Origin of the sequence: Bradyrhizobium oligotrophicum S58, from assembly GCF_000344805.1 — a bacterium.
In the GTDB taxonomy this organism is placed as follows: Bacteria; Pseudomonadota; Alphaproteobacteria; order Rhizobiales; family Xanthobacteraceae; genus Bradyrhizobium; species Bradyrhizobium oligotrophicum.
In genome coordinates, this window is the sequence record NC_020453.1 from 1,634,813 (window position 1) to 1,659,473 (window position 24,661).

Annotated in this window: 1 protein-coding gene; it reads left to right on the forward strand. The window is 65.7% G+C overall.

The annotated features are described in order from the left end of the window. A complete protein-coding gene (locus S58_RS07090) occupies positions 1–24,609 on the forward strand; it encodes a beta strand repeat-containing protein (protein WP_015664582.1) in 24,609 nt (8,202 codons plus the stop codon). Positions 24,610–24,661: the final 52 nt, after the last annotated feature.

A 24,661-nucleotide genomic window follows, 5' to 3' on the forward strand; every position in this document is an offset into this window, starting at 1 on the left:
ATGGACGTTGCTGACACGACAACGAACGGCGCCAAGCCGGCCGCTTCTTCGCAGCCCTCGCATGATGAGAAGGCCGTCGCGCTGGCCCCGGCGCAGGCCGGCGACCCCATCGTCACGTCGATTCACCGGCCCGCACCGGGTTCGATCAGCGTCGTCGAGGTGCCTCCGGGCGCGCATCTCAAGCTCGACTTCGCATCGACCGAGGTCAAGGTCGCCGTGCTCGACGTCGACCTGGTGCTGCTGTTCCCGGACGGCGCCAAGGTCATCCTGCCGGGCTACGCCTTCAGCCTGGTCGCGCCCGACAGCGCGGACGCCAACTTCTCCGACAAGGTCTTCTCTCCGCAGCAGCTGCTTGCCGCAGTCGACGATCTGCATCTGGTGAACGACGAGAGCGCGGCGCTGCTCGGCTCGGGATTGAAGCCTGATCCGAGGAATCAGGACCAGGACAAGGATCACAAGGAGGCCAAGCAGACAGCGGAGGAGGCGCCGCCCGCGCCGCCACCGCAGCCGGCAACCCCACCGGCGAAGCTCACGGGCGTTGCGGATTTCGACAAGCCGCCGGAGCCGCCCGCGGATCGATCGTTCAAGCGGCCGCCGTCGGACGATGCGATTGCCGCCTCTTCCGGAGCGCCGCCCGCCTCCCGTCATACGGCCGATGCGGTGGCCAATCCGAACACCAGTACGGACACCAGCACAGACACCGGCAATGGCAACGGCGACGGCAACGTCAGCGCAGCCCATCTCTCGGTGACGCTATTCGGCGTTTCCGGCGACAAGGTCACGCCGCTGGCGTCGGGCGGTGTCCAGATTCTCGGCGCTGCCTCCGAGATCCCTGCGACCACCGATCCGACCTTCTCGGTTCAGCAGCAGATGCGGACGCTGACCGGGACGGCGCAGAACGACGTCATCTATGCGGCGGATCCCAATCGCATGCCGTCGGGCACGACCGAGCGCCTGATCGACGTGCACGTCACCTTTCCCGATCCCGGCATCACGGCGAAGACCGCCACCGTCACCAACCTGCCGGCCGGCTATGCGATCGTCAACGGCGTTCAGAAAGGCTCCAACTGGACCGTTCAGCTCGATCCCCTGGACCCCACCCATCTGCAGCTCGAGCTTCGCTATGTCCTGCCGACATCGGCGACACATGCCGACGCCAACGGCTTTCTGGGCAGCTTCAACCTCAACATCCTGTTCGGCACCACCGACTCGACGGGAGCGACGCGGCTGTATTCCGGCAGCCAGGCCTTCGTCATCCGCGACATCACCAGCGCCGGCGATGTCGAGATCGTTTCGGCGGACGGCAAGTCGTCGATCTTCGGGCTGAACGCGACGCCGCCGGGCGCAAATATCGCCGCCGGTGCCGGTGACGATTGGGTCTATGCCGGCCCCGGTCACGACAATCTGGACGGCGGCACCGGCACCAACACGCTCTCCTACAGATATTCCAACGAAGGCGTGACGGTGGATCTGTCTACCGGCGCGACGCATGGAGGTTACGCCGAAGGCGACGTCATCAAGAACTTCACCAACATCGAAGGCTCGGCGTCCGCGGACAAGCTGACGGGCACCGCCGGTGACAACATCTTCTACGGCAGCGGCGGCGGCGACATCATCATCGGCAACGGCGGCAACGACACCGTCGACTACAGCGCGTCGACGACCGGCGTCTCGGTCAATCTGACCACCGGCACAGGCTCCGGCGGGCTTGCGAACGGCGACACGCTGATCGGGATCAGCAACCTGATCGGCTCGGCCACGGGCAACAACACGCTGATCGGAAACAGTGGCGCGAACGTCATCACCGGCGGTGCCGGCGACGATGTCATCGACGGTGCCGGCGGCGCTGACACACTGATCGGTGGTGGCGGCAACGACACGATCAGCTACCATGGCTCCGAAATCTCGATCGACGGCGGCACGGGAACGAACACGCTCGTTCTCGCCTCTGCTGTGGCCGTCAATCTCGCCAATGCCGACCAGACCACCGGCGATGCGGTCAACGCCAGCAATTTCCAGAATGTCGATGCCTCCGCGCTGAGCACGGGTGTCTCGATCATCGGTTCGGCCGGGGTCAACATCCTCACCGGCGGCTCGGGTGCTGATACGATCGACGGCGGCGGCGGCGCTGATATCATCCAGGCCGGCGCGGGCGATGATATCGTGATCTATCACGGCACCGAGGCCGTGCTCGATGGCGGCGCGGACAACAACACGCTGGTGATGCTGGCGCAGGCCAAGGTCAATCTCACCGTCAGCGACCAGACTAGCGGCGATACCACGACGGTTAGCAATTTCCAGAACGTCGATGCCTCCGCGCTCACATCTTCGCAAGCCGTCTCGATCACCGGATCTTCCGTCGCGAACGTGCTGGTCGGCGGTGCCGGCAACGACACTATCGACGGGGGCGGCGGCAGCGACACCATCCGGGGCGGCGGCGGTGACGACACCATCGCCTATCACGGTACCGAGAATACGATCGACGGCGGCAGCGGCAACAACACGTTGTTGATGATGGCCACGGCGATCGTCGAGCTCTACAACGCCGATCAGACCGCCGGCGACGCCGCCAACGTCGCCAATTTCGTCAATGTCGACGCCTCGCAGCTGAGTAGCAGCGTCAGCATCACCGGCTCGACCGGCGCCAACATCATCAAGGGCGGATCGGGGGACGACGTCATCGACGGCGATGGCGGCGCTGATACGATCAGCACCGGCGCCGGCAACGACACCGTGGTCTACCACGGCTCTGAAGCCTCGATCGACGGCGGTGCGGGCACCGATACGCTGGTGCTGGCGGCCTCCGGCGGCATCACCCAGGTGAATTTCGCCGTCGCGGCCGGCGCCGATCAGACCGTCGGCGATGCCATCAACGTGGCGCGGTTCGAGAATCTCGACGCCAGCGCGCTCGCCTCCGCTCTTACCGTGACCGGTTCGGCGGCGACCAACTCGATCGTCACCGGCAGCGGCAACGACGTCATTGATGGTGGCGGTGGCCTGGACGTGATCCAGGGCGGCGCTGGCGACGATACGATCGCCTATCACGGCAGTGAAGCCGGCATCGACGGCGGCACCGGCGCCAACACCATCCGCCTCCTGGACGCGACCGATATCAATCTCGGGCATGCCGATCAGTCGATCGGCGATTCCGTTGTTGTCTCGAATTTCCAGAATGTCGACGCGAGCGCGCTCGGGAGCGGGCAGGGCATCTCGATCGTCGGATCGTCGGGCGCCAACGTCATCACCGGCGGCGCCGGCGCCGACGTGATCAATGGTGCTGGCGGTGCCGACATTATCAATGCGGGGGCCGGCAACGACTCCGTCTCCTATTGGGGGACGGAAATCTCGCTCGATGGTGGCAGCGGCACCAACACGCTGGTGTTGCGCGCGGCAGCGGCCGTCAATCTTGCCAATGCCGACCAGACCAGCGGTGACGCCACCAGTGTCGCCAATTTCCAGAATGTCGACGCCTCGGCGCTGACATCCGGCGCGACGATCACCGGATCGACGGGCGCGAACACGATCATCGGCGGCGCCGGGAACGATACGATCGACGGTGGTGGCGGTGCCGACACCATCAGTGCCGGCGCCGGCAACGATGTCGTCTATGTTCACGGCAACGAGGTCTCGATCGACGGCGGCGACGGCAACGACACGCTGGTGCTGCCGGCCGCGAGCACGGTCACATCGGTCAATTTCGCCGTCGCCGCCGGTCTCGATCAGACCGCGGGCGATACCGCTGTGGTGATGAACTTCGAGAACGTCGACGCTACCGCGATGACGACGGCGCTGACCGTCACGGGATCGCTGCTCGCCAATACGATTCGGACGGGCTCGGGCAACGACATCATCCATGGCGGCGGGGGTGGCGACGTGATCGATGCCGGCGCCGGCAACGATGCGGTGGACTACACCGGGACCGAGGTGTCGATCGACGGCGGCGCTGGCAGCAACACGCTGGTCATGCGTGCCTCCGCGGATGTCGATCTGTCTGCCTCGGACCAGACCACCAACGATTCGACCGTGGTTTCGAATTTCGTCAACATCAATGCGAGCGCAGTCTCGACCGGCGTATCGGTCATGGGCTCGGTTGCGGCCAACATCATCACCGGCGGCAGCGGCGCGGATACGCTTGATGGCGGCGGCGGTGCAGATACCATCAATGCGGGCGCCGGCAACGACATCGTCACGATCCACGGCACCGAGGTTGCGGTCGACGGTGGCGCGGGCTCGGACACGCTGGTGGTCGGCGCGGGCTCGGCCATCTCTGCGGTCGACTTTTCGGTTGCCGCCGGCGCGGACCAGACCTCCGGTGACGTGGTGCTGGTTGCCAATTTCGAAAATCTCGATGCTGGCGCCCTGACCACGGCGTTGACCGTCACCGGTTCGAGCGCCGCCAACAGCATCATCACTGGGACCGGCAACGACATCGTCGACGGTCGCGGCGGCGCCGATGTCATTTCGACCGGGGCGGGTGACGACACGGCCACTTATTACGGCACCGAAGCGTCGATCGACGCCGGCACCGGCCTGAATACGCTGGTGATGAAGACCGCGACGGATATCAACCTTGGCCACGTCGATCAGACCGTCGGCGATGCGGCCACGGTCTCGAACTTCCAGAACGTCGATGCCAGCGCGCTCGGCTCCGCGCAGGGCATCAACATCATCGGCAGCGCCGTTGCGAACGTCATTACCGGCGGTGCCGGCAACGATACGATCGATGGCGGCGGCGGCGCCGACATCATCGATGCCGGCGCGGGCGACGACGTCGTGGCCTATCGCGGCACCGAAAGCTCGATTGCCGGCGGCGCCGGCAACAACACGCTGCAGCTCAAGGTGGTGACGACGGTCGACCTGGCGAACGCCGACCAGACCAGCGGCGACGCTGTCAATGTCACGGCTTTCGAGAACATCGATGCCAGCGCGCTGGGCGTGGCGCAGGGTGTCTCGATCCGCGGCGACGCGCAGGCCAACATGATCACCGGCGGCACGGGCAATGACGTGATCGACGGCCGGGGCGGGGCCGACGTCATCGACGCCGGCAGCGGCAACGACACCGTGCATTATCACGGCGCCGAGGTTCTGATCGACGGCGGCTTCGGTTCGAACACGCTGATGATCGACAATCCCGGCGGCATCACCCACGTCGATCTCAGTGTCGCGCCGGGCTCCGACCAGACCACCGGCGATGCCGTCGACGTCGCGGACTTCCAGAACATCGACGCGTCGATCCTGGCCACGGCCCTGGTCGTCACGGGATCGTCCTCCGCCAACGCGATCACGACCGGCTCCGGAAACGACACGATCGACGGCAGCGGCGGCGCCGACACCATCAGGTCGGGCGCCGGCAACGACACCGTCACGTATTACGGCACCGAAGTCTCGATCGATGGCGGCACCGGGAGCAACACTCTGGTGCTGCGCGCGGCCGCGACCGTCGACCTCGGCGCCGCGGATCAGACCACGGGCGATTCCGTCGTCGTCGCCAACTTCAACAATGTCGATGCGTCCGCGCTCGCCGTCGGAGCAGTCATCACCGGTTCGTCGGCCGCCAACACCATCACCGGCGGCGCTGGCAATGATACGATTGACGGCGGCGGCGGCGCCGACGTCATCAACGCTGGCGGAGGTGACGACACCGTCGTGGTTCGCGGGGCCGAGGCATCGATCGACGGCGGCACCGGCTCCGATACGCTGGTGCTTGGTGCCTCGAGCACGGTCACGGCGGTCAACTTCTCGGTGGCGCCGGGGAGCGACCAGACCACCGGCGATGCCGTCAACATCGTCAATTTCGAGAACCTGAACGCCGGCGCGATGAGCACTGCGCTGAACGTCACGGGCTCCTCGGGCGCCAACGTGATCGCGACGGGCGCCGCCAACGACACGATTCACGGCGGTGGCGGTGCCGACATCATCAGCGCGGGCGGCGGCAACGACGCGGTTGACTACTGGGGCAGCGAGGTCTCGATCGACGGCGGCACCGGGACCAATATGCTGGTGGTGCGTGCCTCTGCAACGCTCGACCTCTCGGCGGCCGACCAGTCTGCCGGCGATCTCGCCACCGTCACCAATTTCCAGAACGTCGATGCGTCCGGACTGACCGCGACCCAGGTGGTCTCGGTCATGGGCTCGTCGGCGGCCAACATCATCATTGGCGGGGCGGGCGCCGACATCATCGACGGCAATGGCGGTGCTGACGTCATCAGCGCGGGCGCCGGCAACGACGTTGTCACCCTCCGTGGCGCCGAAGCCTCGGTGGACGGTGGCGCGGGTTCGGATACGCTGGTCCTGATGGCCGGATCCAGCACCTCGGCGGTGGATTTTTCCGTCACCGCCGGCACCGATCAGACCGCCGGCGACGCGACGAATGTCACCAATTTCGAGAACCTGGACGCCAGGGCGCTGACCACGGCCTTGACCGTGACGGGCTCGTCGGGCGTCAACACCATCCTGACCGGCGCGGGTAATGACGTCGTCGACGGCGGCGGCGGCCTCGACGTCATCAGCACCGGCGCCGGCAACGATACCGTCTCCTACCGTGGGACCGAGTTGTCGATCGACGGCGGCACCGGCACCAACACGCTGATCCTGCACGCGGCCACGGACGTCAATCTGGCCCGCGTCGACCAGACCGTCGGCGATGCCGTTACCGTCAACAATTTCCAGAATGTCGACGCCAGCGCCCTCAGCGCGACCGAGGGTGTCAACCTGATGGGAAGCTCGGCCGCCAACGTGATTACGGGCGGTCTCGGCAGCGACGTGATCGACGGCGCCGGCGGCGCCGATGTGATCAGCGGTGGCGGCGGCGACGACATCATCGCCTATCGCGGTTCGGAGGTTTTGCTCGACGGCGGCAGCGGCAGCAACACGCTGCAGCTCAAGACGGCCGTTACCGTGAACCTCCTCGGCGCCGACCAGACCTCGGGCGATGGCGTCAACGTCACGAACTTCCAGAATGTTGATGCGAGCGTCCTGAACGCGGCGCAGGGCATCTCGATCACGGGCACCGGCGCGGCCAACATCATCACCGGTGGTGCCGGAGCTGATACGATCGACGGCGGTGGCGGCACCGACGTGATCGCATCCGACGGCGGCAACGACACCGTCAAATACTACGGATCGGAAATATCGATCGACGCCGGCAGCGGCAACGACACGCTGGTGATGACCGCATCCGGCGGCACCAGCCTGGTCAATCTCGGCGTGCCGGCGAATGTCGATCAGACCTCCGGCGACGGTGTCGACGTCTTCAACTTCGAGAACGTCGATGCCTCGGCGCTGTCGACGGCGATCGCGGTCACCGGCTCTGCCTCGGCCAATGCCATCACGACGGGCGCCGGAGCAGATACCATTGATGGCGGTGGCGGCGCGGATGTCATCTCGGCCGGCGCCGGCGATGATGCCGTGGCCTACTATGGCAGCGAGAGCTCGATCGATGGCGGCAGCGGCGTCAACACGCTGGTGCTCAAGGCGGCCGTCGGCAGCATCAATCTCGGCAATGCCGACCAGACATCGGGCGATGCGACCATCGTCACCAACTTCCAGAATGTCGACGCCTCGGCACTGACGGCCGGCGCGACGATCACCGGCTCGGCGGGCGCGAACGTCATCACCGGCGGCTCTGGAGCCGACATCATCGACGGTGGCGGTGGTGCGGACGTGATCAACGCGGCAGGTGGCGACGACACGGTCACCTATCGCGGCTCGGAATCCTCGATCGACGGCGGCGCAGGTTCGGATACGCTGGTGATCGGTGCCGGCGCGCCCGTCACGGCGGTCAACTTCGCCGTTGCCGCCGGTGTCGACCAGACGACAGGCGACTCCGTCCTGGTCAAGAATTTCGAGAACCTCGACGCCAGTGCGATGACGACGGCGCTGAGCGTCACCGGCTCTGCATCGGCCAACGTCATCGTCACCGGCTCCGGCGACGACGTGATCCAGGGCGGCGGCGGTGCCGACGTGATCAGGGCCGGTGCCGGCAACGATACCGTCGACTTCTGGGGCAGCGAGATCTCGATCGATGGCGGCAGCGGCAACAACACGCTGGTGCTGCACACGTCCGCGACCATCGATCTGACCGCGGCCGACCAGACAACAGGCGATCTGACCGCTGTCGGCAATTTCCAGAACATCGATGCGTCCGCGCTCAACGCCACGCAGTCGGTCTCGGTGCTCGGGACGGCGGGTGCCAACACGATCACGGGCGGCGCGGGCGCCGACGTCATCGATGGCGGCGGCGGTGCCGATGTGATCCGCGCCGGCGGCGGCAACGATACCGTCACCATGCACGGCACCGAAGCCGTGGTGGACGGCGGAGCGGGATCCGACACGCTCGTCCTGACCGCAGGCACCAGCGTGACGGCGGTCGATTTCGGCGTGGTTGCCGGCAACGACCAGACCAGCGGCGATTCGGTCTCGGTCACGAACTTCGAGAATCTGCTCGCCGGCGCGGTGACCACCGCGCTGTCGGTGACGGGTTCGGCGGCCGCAAACATCATCACTACGGGCTCGGGCAACGACACCATCGATTCGAGCGGTGGCGCCGACATCATCGATACCGGTGCCGGCAACGACACGGTTGCCTATCGCGGCACCGAGGCATCTATCGATGGCGGTAGCGGCACCGACACGCTGGTGCTGAAATCCTCGGGCGGCATCTCCACCATTGATCTGAGCGGCGCGCCCGGCTCCGACCAGACCTATGGCGACAACGTCGCTGTTTCGAATTTCGAGAATGTCGATGCTTCGGTGCTGCTCTCGGCGCAGGGCATCACCATCGTCGGGTCGGCCGGCGCCAACATCATCACCGGCGGTGCGGGCGCAGACGTCATCGACGGCAACGGTGGCGCTGATGTCGTCAGCGGCGGCGGCGGCAACGATTCGATCAGGTTCTACGGCACGGAAACGTCGATTGACGGCGGTTCTGGAACGGACACGCTGGTCCTCGCCGCGTCCGGAGGCATCACTGCGGTTGATTTCTCCGTGTCCGCCGGCGCCGATCAGACCGCAGGCGACGTCGTCAACGTCACCAATTTCGAGAATCTCGACGCCTCGGTGGTGTCGACCGCGCTGACCGTAACCGGCTCGGGCGGCGCCAATTCGATCACGACCGGGTCCGGCAACGACCTCATCGACGGCGGCGGCGGTGCCGACGTGATCAGCGCCGGTGCAGGCAACGACACGGTGTCCTACTACAATTCCGAAGTGTCGATCGATGGCGGTATGGGCAACAACACGCTGCTGCTGCGCGCGGTGACGACGGTCAATCTCGGCAATGTCGACCAGACCTCGGGCGACGCCGTCACGGTCAGCAATTTCCAGAACGTCGACGCCTCGGCGCTCTCCTCGGGCATATCGATCACAGGCTCGGCCGGAACCAACATCATCACCGGCGGCAGCGGCAATGACACGATCGACGGCGCCGGCGGCGCGGACACCATCAACGCGGGTGCCGGCAACGACACCGTCACCTTCCACGGCACGGAGACCGCGATCGATGGCGGTGCGGGCGCGGATACGCTGGTGATCACCAGCGGCGCCGCATTGAGCGCGATCGATTTCTCGGTCGCGGCCGGCGCCGACCAGACCACTGGCGATTCGTCGCTCATCAGGAATTTCGAGAGCCTCGACGCCTCCGCGGTTACAGCGGGCCTCACGGTGACCGGCTCGTCCGCAGCAAATATCATCACCACAGGCAGTGGCAATGATACGATCGATGGCGGTGGCGGAGCCGACGTCGTCAACGCCGGGGCCGGCAACGACACCGTGTCCTACTACGGCTCGGAGAACGTGATCGATGGCGGCACCGGCAGCAACACGCTGGTGCTCAAGGCGGCGACGACCGTCAATCTGGGCAACGTCGACCAGACCACTGGCGACGTCGCCAGCGTCTCGAATTTCCAGAATGTCGATGCCACGGCACTGTCGTCATCGGTGTCGATCACCGGCTCGACTGCCGCCAACATCATCACGGCAGGATCGGGCAACGACATCATTGACGGTGCCGGCGGCGCCGACGTGATCAGTGCCGGCGCGGGCGACGACACCGTGTCCTACTACGGTTCGGAAGCCTCGATCGACGGCAGCGCCGGCAACAACACCCTGGTGATGCGGGCGGCCGCGACCGTCAACCTGGGGAATGCGGACCAGACCGTCGGCGACAGCGCAGGTGTGACCAATTTCCAGAATGTCGACGCGTCCGCGCTGTCCTCGGCACTGTCGATCACGGGCTCGTCCGGGGTCAACGTCCTGACCGGTGGCTCAGGCAACGACACGATCGACGGCGGCGGTGGCGCTGACACCATCAAGGCCGGCGGCGGCGATGACTCCGTCGTCTATCACGGCAGCGAAACCGCCATCGACGGCGGCGCCGGGACCGATACCCTGATCCTGGCGGCGTCGGGCGGCACCACCGCGGTCAATTTCGCGGTTGCGACCAATGTCGACCAGACGGCGGGCGATAACGTCAACGTCACCAATTTCGAGAACCTGGACGCATCCGCGGTCGGCTCGGCGCTCTCGGTCACGGGCTCGGTGTTCGCCAACACCATCACCACCGGCGCGGGCGACGACACCATCGATGGCGGCAGCGGCGCCGACGTCATCGGCGCCGGCGCAGGCGACGACACCGTCGCGTATTACGGCACCGAGATCTCGATCGACGGTGGCACCGGCACCAACACGCTGGCGCTGAAGACCGCGGCGACCGTCAATCTGGCTGCTGTCGACCAGACATCGGGCGATTCCACCGTTGTCAGCAGTTTCCAGAGCATCGACGCCTCCGCGCTGTCGACCGGCGTCACGCTGACCGGCTCGGCGACGACGAACGTCATCATCGGCGGCTCCGGCAACGACAGGATCGATGGCGGTGGCGGCGCCGACGTCATTTCGGCGGGCCTCGGCGACGATACGGTCACCTATCACGGCACCGAGGTGTCGATCGATGGCGGTGCGGGAAACGACACGCTGGTGGTCAGCGCCGGCTCTCCCATCACCGCGGTCAATTTCGCGGTTGCGCCAGGCGTAGACCAGACCATCGGCGATACCGTGCTCGTCACCAACTTCGAAAATCTCGATGCGAGCGCGCTCAACTCCGCGCTGACGGTGACCGGCGCGAGCGCGGCGAACGTGCTGACCACCGGCGGGGGAAATGACGTCATCGACGGCGGCGGAGGCGGCGACGTCATCAGCGCGGGCGCGGGCAACGACATCGTCTCCTATTACGGCACCGAGGTTGCGATCGACGGCGGCGCCGGCACCAACACGCTGGTCATGCGCGCCGCGGCCATTGTCAATCTCGGCAATGTCGACCAGACCGCGGGCGATACGACGACCGTCGGCAATTTCCAGAACGTCGACGCGTCCGCACTGACAGCCGGCGTATCGATCACCGGTTCGACCGGCGCCAACGTGCTGACCGGCGGCTCCGGAGCCGACGCGATCGACGGTGCAGGCGGAGCCGACTCGATTCTTGCCGGCGGCGGCGACGACAGCGTCGTCTATCACGGCACCGAAACGTCGATCGATGGCGGCAGTGGCTTGGACACGCTGGTGCTGGCCGCATCCGGCGGGATCACCGCCGTCAATTTCACCGTCGCCGCCGGCAACGACCAGACCGCCGGCGATACCGCCATCGTCGCCAATTTCGAGAACGTCGACGCGTCGGTGATGACGTCCGCCCTCACCGTCACGGGCTCGTCGTCCGCGAACGTCATCACGACGGGGTCGGGAAACGACACGATCGATGGCGGCGGCGGCGCCGACGTCATCCGCGCTGGTGCGGGCGACGACACCGTGTCGTACTATAATTCGGAAATCTCGATCGACGGCGGCACCGGCACCAACACCCTGCTGCTCCGCACGGCGGCGACGGTCGATCTGGCGAGCGCCGACCAGACCGTCGGCGATGCCGTGGTGGTGGCCAATTTCCAAAACGTCAATGCGTCGTCGCTGTCGACCGGCATCTCGATCACGGGCACCACGGATGCCAACACCATCATCGGCGGTGCGGGTGCCGATACGATCGATGGAGCTGGAGGCGCCGATGTCATCAGCGCCGGTGGCGGCAACGACACCATCCAGTATCACGGAACGGAGACGTCGATCGACGGCGGCAGCGGCTCGGACACGCTGATCCTGGCCGCGTCAGGCGGCATCACGGCGGTGAATTTCGCCGTCGCCGCCGGCAACGATCAGACCGCTGGCGATGCCGTGGCTGTCACCAACTTCGAGAATCTCGACGCGTCCGTGATGTCGACGGCCTTGTCGGTCACGGGGTCATCCTCGGCGAACGCGATCACGACGGGATCGGGCAACGATACGATTGACGGCGGCGGCGGCGCGGATGTCATCAGCGCCGGCGCGGGAGACGATACCGTCTCCTACTACAACTCGGAAGTTTCGATCGACGGCGGCAGCGGCACCAATACGCTGATCATGAAGGCGGCCGTCGCCGTCAACCTCAACAATTCCGACCAGACCACCGGCGACACGACGACGGTCTCGAATTTCCAGAACGTCGATGCTTCCGCGCTGAACGCCGCGGTCTCGATCCAGGGCAGCTCGAGCGCGAACGTCATCACCGGCGGCGCGGGCAATGACACGATCGACGGCGGCGGCGGTGGCGATACCATTGCGGCCGGCGCAGGCAATGATTCGGTCACCTATTACGGCACCGAGCTTTCCATCGACGGCGGGACCGGAAACAACACGCTGGTGATGAAGGCGGTTGCGACCGTCAACCTCGCCAATCTCGACCAGACCACGTCTGACGCGACCAACGTCGCCAATTTCCAGAACGTCGATGCGTCGTCGCTGTCATCCGGCCTTTCGATCACCGGATCGAGCGTGGCCAACACCATCACCGGCGGCTCCGGGAACGATACGATCGATGGCGGCGGCGGAGCCGATATCATCAACACCGGTGCCGGCGACGACACCGTTCTGTATCGCGGCGGCGAGGTGTCGATCGACGGCAATACCGGCACCGACACCCTGATCGTGGCGGCCGGCTCGGCGCTGGCCGCCGTCAACTTCGCCGTCGCCTCGGGCTCCGACCAGACCACCGGCGACAGCGTCAGCGTCACCAATTTCGAAAATCTCGATGCGGGCGCGCTGACATCGGCGCTGGTCGTGACCGGCTCGGCTTTCGGCAACATCATCACGACCGGTTCGGGCAACGATACGATCGACGGCGGCGGCGGCACCGACGTGATCGCGGCGGGCGCCGGCGACGACACGGTGTCGTATCGTGGCGGCGAAACCGCGATCGATGGCGGCACCGGAAACAACACGCTGCTGCTCAAGGCCGCGACCACGGTCGTGCTCGGTGCCGCCGATCAGACCAGCGGCGATGCGACCGCCGTCAGCAACTTCCAGAACGTCGACGCCTCGGCGCTGGCGTCCGGCGTCTCGATCACCGGCTCGTCCGGCGTCAACACGATCACCGGCAGCTTCGGCGATGACATCATCGACGGTGCCGGCGGCGCCGACGTCATCAGCGCCAGCGGCGGTGACGACACCGTCACTTTCCGAGGCACCGAGACCTCGATCGATGGCGGCACCGGATCGGACACGTTGGTGCTGGCGGCGACCGGCGGCATCACCGCGGTCAACTTCGCCGTCGCAGCCGGCGCGGATCAGACCACGGGTGACAGCGTCGCGGTCGCGAATTTCGAGAACCTCAATGCGGCCGTTGCGACCACAGCCCTGTCGGTGCAGGGGTCGTCGGCGATCAACATCATCACCACCGGCTCGGGCAACGACATCATCGATGGCGGCGGCGGCGCCGACATCATCAGCGCTGGTACCGGCGACGACACCGTCTCCTACCGCGGCACCGAGTTCTCGATCGACGGCGGCACCGGCAACAATACGCTGCTGCTGCGCGCCGCGACCACGGTCGATCTCGGCAGCGCCGATCAGACGCTGGGTGACCTGGTCACCGTCACCAATTTCCAGAACGTCGACGCGTCACAGCTGATTTCCGGCGTCTCGATCACCGGAAGCTCCGGGGCCAATTTGCTCACCGGTGGCGCGGGCAACGACACGATCGACGGTGCCGGCGGTGCTGACGTCGTTGCAGCCGGAGCCGGAGCGGATACCGTCACCTATCGCGGGACCGAGGCCTCGATCGACGGCGGTAGCGGTTCCGACACCCTGATCATGGCCGCATCGGGCGGCACGACCGCGGTGAATCTCGCGGTGGCCGCTGGTGCTGACCAGACGACCGGCGACGCCGTCAACGTGAGCAATTTCGAGAACGTCGATGCCAGCGCGCTCTCGACTGCGCTTGCGGTGACGGGATCGAGCTCTGACAACACCATCAAGACCGGCTCGGGCAACGACACGGTCGACGGCGGGGGCGGCGCCGACATCATCGCCGCGGGTGCCGGCAACGATTCGGTCGTCTATCACGGCACCGAAACCTCGATCGACGGCGGCTCCGGCACCAACACGCTGGTGATGAACGCCGCGACCAGCATCAATCTCGGCAACATCGATCAGTCCACCGGCGACATCACCGCGGTCACCAATTTCCAGAACGTGGATGCCTCGGCACTATCAGCGGCGATATCGATCATCGGCGATGCCAACGCCAACACGATCATCGGCGGCTCGGGCGCGGACACGATCGACGGTGGCGGCGCCGCCGACGCCATCTCGGCCGGTGCGGGCGACGATACCGTGTCCTACCGCGGCACCGAGATCTCGATCGACGGACAGGCGGGCACCAACACGCTGCTGCTTCGCGCGGCGGCCACCATCAATCTCGCCATTGCCGACCAGACGACTGGCGACAGCACCGTCGTCGCCAACTTCCAGAATGTCGACGCCTCCCAGTTGTCCACCGGCATCAGCATCACGGGGTCGAGCGGCGTCAACCAGCTCACTGGCTCGTCCGTCGACGACACGATCGACGGCAGCGGTGGCGCCGATACGATCCTGGCCGGGGACGGCAACGATACGGTCATCTTCCGCGGCAGTGAGAATACCATCGACGGCGGCAGCGGCTCCGACACGCTGGTGTTGTCCACGGCGGCCGGAATCACCGCGGTCAATTTCGCGGTCGCGGCCGGCACGGACCAGACCAGCGGCGATGCCGTCAAGGTCTTCAATTTCGAGAACCTCGATGCCAGCGCGCTGAGCTCGGGCTTGCTGGTGACCGGCTCGGCGGCGGCGAACACGATCACGACCGGCTCCGGCAACGACACCATCGATGGCGGCGGTGGCGCTGACGTAATCAGCGCCGGCGATGGCAATGACACCGTCGCTTACTATGGCACGGAAAACACTGTTGACGGCGGCAATGGCATCAACACGCTGATCCTGCACGCGGCGACCACGGTCAACCTCGCCAACACCGATCAGACGCCAAGTGATACGACAGCGGTCGCGAACTTCCAGAACGTGGATGCATCCTCGCTGGCAGTCAGCGTCTCGCTCGCCGGCTCGGCCGCTGCCAATACCCTGACCGGCGGTGCCGGCAACGATACGATCGACGGCGGCGGCGGCGCCGACGTGATTGCGGCCGGCGGGGGCGACGACAGGGTGACCTATCAGGGCACCGAAGCGTCGATCGATGCCGGCAGCGGCGTCGACACGCTCGTCATGGTGGCAGGCGGCGGCACGAGCGTCGTGAACCTGTCGGCCGTTGCGGGCGCCGACCAGACCACCGGCGACGGCACCGTCGTGGCCAATTTCGAGAATGTCGACGCCAGCGCGCTGACCACAGGGATCTCCGTCATCGGCTCGACGTCCGCGAACGTCATCACGACGGGCTCCGGCGACGACACCATCGACGGCAAAGGCGGCGGGGACGTGATCAGCGCTGGCGCCGGCAACGACACCGTCGCCTATTGGGGCTCGGAGACGTCGATCGACGGCGGTTCCGGCACCAACACGCTGCGGATGATGGTCGGCGGCACCGTCAACCTGGGTGCCGCGGACCAGACCTCGGGCGACGTCACGACTGTCACCAACTTCCAGAACGTCGATGCATCGGCCGCGGGCGGTGTGTCGATTACCGGTTCGTCCGGCGTCAACATCATCACCGGCGGCGGTGGCAACGATGTCATTAATGGCGCTGGAGGCGCCGACGTGATCGCCGCCGGGGGCGGCGCCGACAATGTGCTGTATCAAGGGACCGAAGTCTCGATCGATGGCGGCTCAGACAACGATACGCTGACGCTTGCAGTGCTCGGCGGGATCACCGCGGTCGACTTCTCGGTCGCGTCCGGAACCGATCAGACCATCGGCGATTCCGTCAAGGTCATCAATTTCGAGAACCTCAACGCCTCCGTCGCCACCACGGCGTTGACCGTGACCGGCTCCGGCGGCTCCAACCAGATCGTGATGGGTTCGGGCGACGACACGATCGATGGCAAGGGCGGCTCCGACTCCATCTTCGCTCAAGCCGGCAACGATACTGTCAGCTACTACGGCACCGAGAGCGCGGTTGACGGCGGCAGCGGCACCAACACGCTGATCATGCACGCCGCGGTTACAATCAACCTGGCCAATACCGACCAGACCACCGGCGACCTCACCACCGTCACGAATTTTCAGAACGTGGACGCCAGCGCAGTGTCGGCGGGGATGGGCATATCCGGCTCTTCCGGCGCCAATACCATCACGGGGGGCTCCGGCGATGATGTCATCGATGGCCTCGGCGGCACCGACATCATCGCTGGCGGGGCCGGCAATGATACCATCTTCTACCGCTCGGGTGCGACGTCGTTCGACGGCGGGACCGGCACCAACACGCTGGTTCTGCGGAGCGCCGTCACCGTCAATCTGGCCAACGTCGCCGATCAGACCAGCGGCGACACTATCACTGTCACCAATTTCCAGAACATCGATGCGGGCCAGGTCGCCGGGCCGGTGTCCATCACCGGCTCGTCCGGCGCCAACATCATCACCGGCTCGGTCGGCAATGATACGATCGACGGCGGCGGCGGCGCCGACGTGATCGATGCTGGCACCGGCAACGACACCGTGACCTATCGTGGTACGGAAGTCTCGATCGACGGCAATGGCGGCACGGACAAGCTCGTGCTGGCCGCATCCGGCGGCATCACCGCAATCGACCTGTTAACCACCGGCGACCAGACGACCGGTGATGGCGTCGTGGTGTCCAATTTCGAGAGCGTCGACGCTGGCGTCATGACCACGGCGGTCACGGTGACCGGCTCGTCCTCGGCGAACACCATCACCACCGGCTCCGGCGATGACATCGTTCACGGCGGCGCCGGCGCCGATATTATCTCAGCGGGGGCAGGCAACGACACCGTCGACTACTGGGGCTCGGAGGCCACGATCGATGGCGGCACCGGCAACAATACGCTGGTGGTCAAGGCGGTCTCAGGCCTGTCGGCGGTCGATCTGTCGGCCGCGGCCGGCTCCGACATCACGACCGGTGACGCCGTGTCGGTGAAGAATTTCCAGAACCTGGATTCGAGTGCGGTCAGCGCGTTACTGACCGTGACGGGATCGTCAGCGGCAAATTCGATTTTGACGGGCAGCGGCATCGACACCATCGACGGCGGTGGCGGCGCTGATACGATCAATTCGGGCGGAGGCGACGACGTCGTCACCTATCACGGCACCGAAGTCTCGATCAACGGTGGCGCGGGCAACGACACGCTGGTGCTGGCGGCAAACGGCGGCATCACCGCGATCAATCTCGGCGCCAGCGCGGGCACGGACCAGACGACGAGCGATAGCGCCACCGTCCTCAACTTCGAACGTGTCGATGCCAGCGCAACGTCCACCGGCATGACCATCACCGGCTCGTCCGGTATCAACGCGATCACCGGCGGCTCCGGCGCCGACACGATCGACGGCGCCGGCGGCGCTGACACCATCATCGCGGGTGGCGGCAACGACACGGTGGTCTATCACGGGGCCGAGACGTCGATCGACGGCGGCAGCGGCACCAACACGCTGGTGCTGCAGGCCGCTACGACCGTCAACCTGACGAATGCGGATCAGACCACCGGCGATCTCGTCACGGTCACGAATTTCCAGAACGTCGATGCCTCGGCATTGTCGGCCGGCGTGGCGATCACCGGCACGTCCTCGGCCAATACGATCACCGGCGGCTCGGGCGCGGACACCATCGACGGCGGCGGCGGCGTCGACGTGATCGCCGGCGGAGCCGGTGATGATCTCATCCACTACTACGGCGCGGAGAGCTCGATCGACGGCGGCGCCGGCACCAACACGCTGATGCTGCACGCTGCAGTGACGGTCAATCTTGCCAATACCGACGTCACGACCGGTGACGGCATCTCGGTCGTCAATTTCGCCAACGTCAATGCCTCCTTGCTCTCGACCGGCGTGACCCTGACAGGCTCGTCGGGCACGAACACGATCGTGGGCGGTGCGGGCAACGACACGATCGATGGTGGCGGCGGTGCCGACCTCATCAACGCTTCAGGCGGTGACGATACCGTCACTTATCGTGGGAGCGAGAGCTCGATCGACGGTGGCGCCGGGAGCGACACGCTCACCTTCGCAGCGACCGGCAGCATCACCGCGATCACCCTCGCGGCGGGTGACCAGACCGTGGGCGACAGTGTCACTGTCGCGAACTTCGAGAGCGTCAATGCGGCGATATTCACGACAGCGTTGACGGTCACCGGCTCGTCCTCCGCCAATACGATCACGACCGGTTCGGGCAACGACATCATCGATGGTGTCGGGGGCGCCGACGTCATCAGCGCCGGCGGTGGCAACGATACCGTCTCCTATTACGGTACCGAAACGTCGGTCGACGGCGGTAGCGGCACCAACACGCTGATCCTGAACACCTCGGCGGTGCTGAACCTCGCCAATACGAACCAGCTGTCGTTCGGCGCCGGCACCGTCAGCAACTTCCAGAACGTCGATGCTTCCGCCGTGTCGTCGGCGGTGTCGATCACTGGCTCGTCGGGCACCAACGTCATTACCGGCGGTGGCGGCAACGACACCATCGACGGCGGCGGCGGCAATGATGCGCTTGCAGGTGGTGCCGGCAACGACACAATGTCCTACTACGGGACGGAAGTGTCGGTCGACGGCGGCACCGGCACCAACACGCTGATCATGAAGGCGGCGGCAACCGTCAATATCGCCGCCGGCGATCAGACCTCGGGCGACTCCGTCACCGTCAAGAATTTCCAGAATGTCGACGGCTCGGCAGTGTCGACGGCAATGTCGATGACCGGTTCATCGTCCGCCAACACCATCATCGGCGGCTCCGGCGACGATACGATCGACGGCGCGGGCGGCACGGATGTCATCAATGCCGGAGGTGGCAACGACACGGTCACCTTCAACGGCAACGAGGGCTCGATCGATGGCGGCGCCGGGTCCGACAAGCTCGTGCTGGCCTCCGGCGCCAGCGTCAGCGTGGTCAATTTCGCCGTATCGTCCGGCTCCGACCAGACCACTGGCGACTCGACCACGGTCATGAACTTCGAGAGCATCGACGCCAGCGTGCTCTCCACTGCCGTCACTGTCACCGGCTCGTCCTCAGCCAACACCATCATCACCGGCTCAGGCAACGATACCATCGACGGCGGCGGCGGTGCCGACGTGATATCTGCGGGCGCCGGCAACGACCAGGTGTCCGTTTACGGCAATGAGATCTCGATCGACGGCGGCACCGGCACCAATACGCTGGCGCTGCGTGCGGCCGACACCGTCAATCTCGGCAATGCCGATCAGACATCAGGCGATAACGCCAACGTCGTCAATTTCCAGAACATCGACGCGTCGGCGCTGTCGTCGGGTGTGTCACTGACCGGCTCGTCGAGCATCAACACCATCACGGGCGGGGCGGGCAACGATATCATCGACGGCGCCAGCGGCGCCGACGTCATCAACGCAGGGGCAGGCAACGACAGCGTCACCTATCGCGGCTCCGAGGCCACGATCGACGGCGGAGCCGGCATCGACACGCTGGTGCTGGCGACCTCGGGCGGCATCACGGCCATCAATTTCTCGGTCGCCGCCGGTACCGACCAGACCACCTCCGACAGCGTCGGCGTGACGAATTTCGATAGCGTCGATGCGTCGGCGCTCAGCTCTGCACTGACCGTGACAGGTTCGTCATCGGCGAACACGATCACGACCGGTTCCGGCAACGACACCATCGACGGCGGCGGCGGCGCCGACGTGATCAGCGCCGGGGGCGGCAACGATACGGTCACCTATCACGGCTCAGAAGTGTCCATTGACGGTGGCGCCGGCACCAACACGCTGGTGATGAGTGTGGCAGCCACGGTCAACCTTGCGAGCGGTGACCAGACCTCCGGCGATTCGACTGCCGTCAGCAACTTCCAGAATGTCGATGCCTCCGCGTTGTCGGCGGCAATTGCGATTACAGGCTCGTCGGCGGCCAATACGATCACCGGCGGCTCCGGGAACGACACGATCGATGGCGGCGGCGGCGCCGATGTCATATCGGTGGGTGCCGGCGACGACAGGGTAGCCTATTACGGCACCGAAGCGTGGATCGATGGTGGCACCGGCACCAATACCTTGGTGCTGAAGACAGCGGTCACGGTTAATCTGGCCAATGCCGATGTCACCCCGGGCGATCCTATCAGCGCGATCAATTTCCAGAACGTGGACGCATCGGCGCTGTCCGTCGCGGTGACGCTGACCGGCTCATCATCTGTCAACACGATCGTCGGCGGTTCCGGCGACGACATCATCGATGGTGCCGGTGGCGCTGACGCGATCAGCGGCGGTGGCGGCAACGACACCGTCACCTACCGCGGCACCGAATCCACGATCGATGGCGGCGCCGGCAGCGATACGCTGGTGCTGGCAGCCACGGGTGGCATCACCGCCGTCAATTTTGCCGTGGCTGCGGGATCGGACCAGACCACCGGCGACAACGTCGCCGTCAGCAATTTCGAGAACCTCAACGCAAGCATCCTGTCGACTGCGGTCAACGTGACCGGCTCGTCGCTGGCCAACGCGATCACGACGGGTTCGGGCAACGACACGATCGATGGCGGCGGCGGTGCCGACGTGATTGCGGCAGGTAGCGGCGACGACACCGTGTCCTACTATGGCTCGGAGACGTCGATCGACGGCGGCACCGGCGCCAATACCCTGCTGCTGAAGGCGGCGGCGACGGTGAACCTTGGCAACACTGATGTCACCTCGGGTGACGGGATCAACGTCACGAACTTCCAGAACGTCGATGCCTCCGCGCTGTCAGCGGCGGTCACGCTGACCGGCTCGTCATCGGTCAATTCCATCATCGGCGGTTCGGGCGCGGACACGATCGATGGCGGCGGCGGTGCCGACGTCATCAGCGCTGGCGGCGGCAACGACACCGTCACCGAGCGCGGCACGGAAGCGTCGATCGACGGCGGGTCCGGCAATGACACGCTGGTGCTGGCGGTCGGTGCCGCCATCGCAGCGATCAATTTCGCGGTCGCGGGGGGATCCGACCAGACCACGGGCGACAGCGTTACCGTCAGCAATTTCGAGGGCATCGATGCCAGCGTGCTGTCCACGGCCGTGACGGTCACCGGCTCGTCGTCGGTCAACACGATCACCACCGGCTCCGGCAACGATACGATCGACGGCGGCGGCGGCGCTGATGTCATCAACGCCGGCGCCGGCAACGACACCGTCACTTACCGCGGCTCGGAAGGCTCGATCGACGGCGGCAGCGGGTCCGATACGCTGGTGATGCGTGTCGCCGCGACCGTCAATCTCGGCAACGCCGACCAGACCTCCAGCGACGGTGCCACGGTCAGTAATTTTGAAAATGTCGATGCCTCGGCGCTATCGGCGGCATTGTCGATCACAGGCTCCGCCGGCGTCAACTCGATCACGTCAGGCTCGGGCAACGACACGATCGACGGCGCTGGCGGCGCCGACGTCATTGCGGCCGGTGCTGGCGACGACATCGTATCCTACTATGGCTCGGAGGCGTCGATCGACGGCGGCACCGGCACCAACACACTGCTGCTGAAGGCAGCGGCAACGGTGAACCTTGGCAACGCGGATGTCACCTCGAGTGACACGATCAGCGTCACCAACTTCCAAAATGTCGACGCTTCAGCGCTGTCAGCGGCGGTCACGCTGACCGGCTCGTCATCGGTCAATTCCATCATCGGCGGTTCGGGCGCGGACACGATCGATGGCGGCGGCGGTGCCGACGTCATCAGCGCCGGCGGCGGCAATGACACCGTCACCGAACGCGGCGCGGAAGCTACCATCGACGGCGGATCCGGCAGTGACATGCTGGTGCTGGCGGCTGGTGCCGCCATCGGAGCGATCAATTTCTCGGCCGCGGCGGGAACGGACCAGACTACGGGGGACAGCGTCAGCGTCAGCAATTTCGAGGGCATCGATGCCAGCGTGCTGTCCACGGCCGTGACGGTCACCGGTTCGTCGTTGGCCAACACGATCACCACCGGGTCCGGCAACGATACGATCGACGGTGGCGGCGGCCTTGACGTCATCAACGCCGGTGGCGGCAATGACACCGTCACCTATCGCGGCTCGGAAAGCTCGATCGATGGCGGCAGCGGGACCGATACGCTGGTGATGAGCGTCGCTGCGACCGTCAATCTCGGCAATGCCGACCAGACCTCCAGCGATGGTGTCACGGTCAGCAACTTCGAGAATGTCGACGCCTCGGCGCTGTCGGCGGCATTGTCGATCACCGGATCCGCCGGCGTCAACTCGATCACTGGCGGCTCGGGCAACGATACTATCGACGGCGGTGGCGGCGGCGACGCGATTGCGGCCGGTGCGGGCGACGACGCCGTGTCCTATTATGGCGCGGAGGCGTCGATCGACGGCGGCACCGGCACCAACACCCTGCTGCTGAAGGCGGCAGCGACGATGAACCTTGGCACCACGGACGTCACCTCGGGTGACGGGATCAGCGTCACCAACTTCCAGAATGTCGACGCTTCAGCGCTGTCAGCGGCGGTCACGCTGACCGGCTCGTCATCGGTCAATTCCATCATCGGCGGTTCGGGAGCGGACACGATCGATGGCGGCGGCGGCGCTGACGTCATCAACGCTGGCGGCGGCAACGACACCGTCACCGAGCGCGGCGCGGAAGCCTCAATCGACGGTGGATCCGGAAGTGACACGCTGGTGGTGGCGGCCGGCGTCGCCATCGCAGCGATCAATTTCTCGGTCGCGGGCGGATCAGACCAGACCACGGGCGACGGAGTCAGCGTCAGCAACTTCGAGAGCATCGATGCCAGCGTGCTGTCTACGGCCGTGACGGTCACCGGCTCGTCGTCGGTCAACACGATCACCACCGGCTCCGGCAACGATACGATCGACGGCGGTGGCGGCCTTGACGTCATTAACGCCGGTGCCGGCAATGATACCGTCACCTATCACGGCACCGAAAGCACCATCGATGGCGGCACTGGTACCGATACGCTGCTGATGAGCGCCGCTGCGATCGTCAATCTCGGCAATGCCGACCAGACCTCAAGCGATGGTGCCACGGCCAGCAATTTCGAGAATGTCGACGCCTCTGCGCTGTCGGCGGCATTGTCGATCACGGGATCCTCCGGCGTCAACTCCATCACGTCAGGCTCGGGCAACGACACGATCGACGGCGCGGGCGGCGCCGATGTCATTCGGGCCGGCGGTGGCGATGACAGCGTGACCTATCACGGCACCGAGGCATCGATTGACGGCGGCGCTGGCAATGACACTCTGGTGCTGGCGGCCGCGGGCGGCATCACCGCGGTGAACTTCTCGGTTGCGGCCGGCACAGATCAGACGACCACCGACACCGTCACTGTCACCAACTTTGAGCATCTCGATGCGTCGGCGATCAGCTCGGCCTTGACCGTCACCGGATCGTCCTCCGCCAATACCATCACCACGGGCTCGGGCAACGACATCATCGACGGCGGCGGTGGCACTGATACGATCAACGCAGGCGCCGGAGACGACACGGTCACCTATCACGGCACCGAGACCTCGATCGACGGCGGGAGCGGCACCAACACGCTGGTGCTCGGCGCAACGGCAACGGTCAATCTCGGCGGTGCCGACCAGACCTCCGGTGATTCGGCCGTGGTCAGCAACTTCCAGAACGTCGATGGTTCCGCGATGACCTCGGGGCTCAGCATCACCGGCTCCTCGGGCAACAACACCTTGTCGGGCGGTTCGGGCAACGACACCATCTCGGGCGGCGGCGGTACGGATCACCTGTTCGGCAATGGCGGCGATGACATCTTCATCATCGACCATACGTCGCTGGCCGCCGGCTCCACCATCGATGGCGGTAGCGGCAACAACACCGTCAACATCTCCGCCAATTCGGGTACGGTCGGCGATGCCGAGCTGCTCGCCGCATTGACGAACATCCAGACCATCGACTTCACCGCCACCAACGTCAATGCGTCGGTCAGTCTGTCCGGCAGTCAGATCAGCCAGATGGACGGCGGTGCCGCCAATACGTTGACGATGATGGTCAATGCCGGCGACACGGTGAACATTGCCGACCCGGCATCGCACTACACGAGCTCGGTCGCCGGCAACACGACCAGCTACACGATCTACGACGATGCCGCGCATACCAACGTCATCGCGCATCTGTCGCTGGTGGCGTGATGGTCGCGAGAAGCGCGTGAGCCGACATTGCCGGCGCGGAGCCGGCATTCGA

Excerpts from the sequence above, each read along its gene's own strand:
- S58_RS07090 (WP_015664582.1), top strand. The coding sequence starts at position 1 with ATGGACGTTGCTGACACGACAACGAACGGCGCCAAGCCGGCCGCTTCT.